The sequence below is a fragment of the Paraburkholderia sp. Ac-20336 genome (genome assembly GCF_017105025.1).
GTDB lineage: Bacteria > Pseudomonadota > Gammaproteobacteria > Burkholderiales > Burkholderiaceae > Paraburkholderia.
The window spans coordinates 1-3883 of the sequence record NZ_JAAGPS010000246.1 but is presented as its reverse complement, the minus strand read 5'-3'; the positions used below and the strand labels follow the sequence as shown (position 1 = coordinate 3883).

The 3883-nt window shown below is 69.2% G+C and carries 2 protein-coding genes; both read right to left on the bottom strand.

Annotated elements, in window-relative coordinates:
- Nucleotides 1-1811 (bottom strand): 4-alpha-glucanotransferase (gene malQ, locus GXB81_RS30545; RefSeq protein WP_205991162.1); only part of this gene is annotated, 1811 nt, incomplete at its 3' end.
- Nucleotides 1808-3736, bottom strand: a complete 1929-nt coding sequence (treZ, locus tag GXB81_RS30540) for a malto-oligosyltrehalose trehalohydrolase (protein ID WP_205991161.1) — start codon at nt 3734-3736, stop codon at nt 1808-1810. The genes treZ and malQ, both read right to left, overlap by 4 nt.
- Nucleotides 3737-3883: the final 147 nt, after the last annotated feature.

The following is a 3883-nucleotide window of genomic DNA, read 5'->3' as shown; positions in this document are numbered from 1 at the left end:
TGCCCGATCCTGTTGCGCCACGTGATGTCGCTGCCGCGCCACCAGCCGGCCACGGTCGGCAGATCGTGGGTGGTGGTTGTGCCGACCGCATGGCGGTCCCAGTCGCGCGGCGCCTTGAAGCCGTCGCCGCCGGACGCGCCCTCGAACCACAGCACGCGAATGCCGTCGATGCCATGTTCGTCGAGCCGCTCGCGAAACCCGGGCGGCACGGTGCCGAGGTCCTCGCCGATCACGATCGCGCGATGCCGCCACGATTCGAGCGCGATAAGCCGCAACAGGTCTTCGAGCGGATAGCGCAGATACGCGCCGTTGCGCGCGCTCTCGCCGTCGGGCACGAGCCACAGCCGCCGCAAGCCGAGAATGTGGTCGATGCGGATGCCGCCCGCCTGCGCGAACGCGGCGCGCAGCATGTCGATGAACGCGGCGAAGCCCTGCGTGCGCATCGCGCGCGGCGAGAACGTGGTGAGTCCCCACGACTGGCCGGCCTGGTTGAAGAGATCGGGCGGCGCGCCGACCGACACGCCGCGCAGCATGTCGTCGGGATACGACCATGCGTGACTGCCGGCGCTGTCGCAGCCCACCGCGAGATCGGCGATCAGGCCGATCGCCATGCCGGCTTCGCGCGCGACGTGCTGCGCATGCGCCAGGCCGCGTGCGGCGAGCCATTGCAGGAACAGATGGAAGTCGACCTCGGCGCGATGCGCGGCGGCGAATGCCTCGACTTCGGGGCTGCGCGGATCGCGCAACGCCTCGGGCCAGTTGCGCCAGTGTCCGTCGCCGCCCTGCGCGAGCTGCGCGGCCTGCAACGCTTCGAAGCGCGCGTGATCTTCGAGCGCGCGGCCGGCGCGTTCGCAGAAGCCGTGAAATTCGAGCGCGCGCGGCGTGGGCTGTGCGCGCTCGTCGGTGTTGAACCGCTCGTAGAGCGCGCGCAATACCTTGAACCTCAGCGGTGTCGCATTCGGCCAGTCGATCAGCGGCGCGTTTTCGTATTGCGCGTATTGCGCCCACGCGTTGCGCGTGCTTGCCGACGGAAGCACGGCCGCCAGCGCGGCCTGCATCGCGTCGGCGCCGAACATCGCGGCGGGGTCGATATGCGCGACGTTGAGCCACAAGCGCGAGGACGGCGAGTAGGGGCTGAAGCGCTCGGGCTGCGCGCTGAACATCGCATGCGTCGGGCTGACGGCGAGCGCATGCGCGCCGCGTTGCGCGCTGTGCCGCGCGAGTTGCGCGAGCGCCGTGTAATCGCCGATGCCGCCGTCGCCCGCGCGGCGCAAGCCGTACAGTTGCGCGGCGATGCCCCACAGCGGCGGCGCGGGCGGTGCCTCCCGGCCGTCGTGCAAGGTGCGCCACGCATCGGCGACGGTATAGCAGCGCGGCGGCGCGACCGCGAGCGTCACATGCTGCTCGTTGATGACGAGCGTGTGATAGCCGGCTTCGTCGATCGGCGCGAGTAGCGCTTCCTCGCCCTTCGGCGCCGTGAAGCGGCCGTCGATGATCGAACCGCTTTCGAGTTCGATCCGGTAATGGCTGCCCGATTTGACCGCGGCGGCGGGCAGCGCGATACCGCGCCCGACCATCGCGGTCATCAGCGGCGGCAGCTTGCGGCCCGATAGTTCGGTCTCCAGAGCGGCGGCGCTCTGGCGAGTCTGCGTGGCGTTGCCGCACGGCAGACCCATGCGTTCGAGCAGCGTCGCGAGCGTGCTCTCGGGCACGCGCTGCGTCGTGCGATGCGCGTCCTGCCACTCCACCTCGAAGCCGGCGCGGACGGCGAGCGCGGTGATCCTGTCGTTGGGGGGGCGTCGGGTCGTCACGCGCGATGCTCCTGGCGGCCCGCGATGCGCGCATCGTGGCCGCTCGCGTATTCGCTGACGTCGCCCGTGAGCCACGCGACGAACGCATGCGCCGGCAACACGTGGGCGTCGATCCGCTCGCGCACGCGCGGCGGCGTTTCGAAGATCACCTTGCCGTCGGGCGCATGCCCGAACGCAACCTCGTCCTGCGACAGATTCAGCGCGATCGACAACGTCTCGCCGTCGCCGAGTTTCCAGCGCGCGACGAGCGCGTTCGCGTCGCTGCCGTCGGCTGCGGGCAGCACGCGCGCGCCGAGTGCTTTGCCGTCCTTCAGACGCGGCGTGATGAGCTTCGCGCGCACCGCGAGCGCGGACTTGTAGAAGTGCAGCCAGTCGAGGCGGTCGGGGTTCGACGCCGCAGCGGCTGCGGTATCGGTTGAAGAATCGGGCGCGGGCGGCGACGACGCCGCGAACGTCCGCGCATCGTTCGGATCGGGAATCAGCGCGCGCCGCTTTTCGTCGCTGAACGCGGAGAAGCGCGCGAATTCACGCCGACGTCCTTCGCGCACCGCGTCGGCGAGATCGCCGGTGTAGTCGGTGAAAAACAGGAACGGCTGTGTCGAGCCGTACTCCTCGTCCATGAACAGCAGGGGAATCTGCGGCGACAGCAGAAGCAGGCCGGTCGCGGCGCGCAGCGCGTCGTCGGAAGTCAGCGAGCGCAGCCGCTCGCCGCAGGCGCGATTGCCGATCTGGTCGTGGTTCTGCAGGAACATCACGAACGCGGTCGGCGGCAGATGTCCGCAGGCTTCGCCGCGCGGCGCACCGTCGTGAATCGGCGACGGGTCGCCCTGATACGCGAAGCCCTCGGCCAGCACGCGCGCGAGGCGGCGGATCGGCTGGTCTTCGTAGGCGTGGTAGTAGCCTTCGGTTTCGCCGGTCAGCAGCACGTGCAGCGTGTTGTGCGCGTCGTCGTTCCATTGCGCGTCGAAATGCGTGTCGAGCAGGCTCGCGCTGTTGCGCTCGTTTTCGAGCACCAGATGCACGTGGCGGCCATGCTGCACGCGCGCGCGAATATGGTCGGACAATTCGCGCAGCCAGTCGTGATGGCCGATCGCATGCACTGCGTCGAAGCGCAGCCCGTCGATGCGGTATTCGTTGATCCAGTAGACGGCGTTGTCGGTGAAGAATTCGCTCACTTCGCCGCGCTCGAAGTCGATCGCGGGGCCCCACGGCGTCGCCGCGCCCGCGCGGAAAAACGGCCGTGCATAGCGGTGCAGATAATTACCGTCCGGGCCGAAGTGGTTGTAGACCACGTCGAGAAACACCATCAGGCCGAGACCGTGCGCGGCGTCGATCAGCGCCTTCAACTCGTCGGGGCGGCCGTAGGCGGAATCGGGCGCGTAGGGCAGCACGCCGTCGTAGCCCCAGTTGTGGCGGCCGGGGAAATCGTTCACCGGCATCAGCTCGATTGCGGTGACGCCGAGCGCGGCAAGTGCCGCGAGGCGCTTCTGCACGCCCGCATAGCCGCCCATGGCGCCGACGTGCAATTCGTACAGCACCGTTTCCTCCCAGGGCCGGCCGTGCCAGCCGGTGTGCTCCCAGCGATACGCGCGCGGGTCGATCACTTCGCTCGGTCCATGCACGTCCTGCGGCTGGAAACGCGAGGCCGGATCGGGCACGACCTGGCCGTCGTCGAGCCGGAAGCGGTACAGCGTGCCCGCGCCGCTCTCGACACTCGCCTCGAACCAGCCGTTGCCGGCCGGCGTCATGTCGTGCGCGCCCTGCGCGGGACCGTTTTCGATCAGCACCTGGGCGCTTTTGCACGACGGCGCCCAGAAACGGAAACGCGTGCGCGGCCTGGCGCCCGTCGCGCCGATCAGCTGCGCGCTGAACGGCAGGCAATGCGCGTGATGATGCGCATGAGGATCAATCGGACTTTCGGACATGATTCTTCACCCTTCGAGAATCGGCTATCGAACTGTCTTGCAACGTGTTTGCCGCAGTGGTCGCCGGTTAGGGCGACCCATCGCCTTCCGGCGCTTCCGCGCCGGCCTCGCCGCCGGCGCGAGGATCGGGCGGCAGCGCGCTCAGCA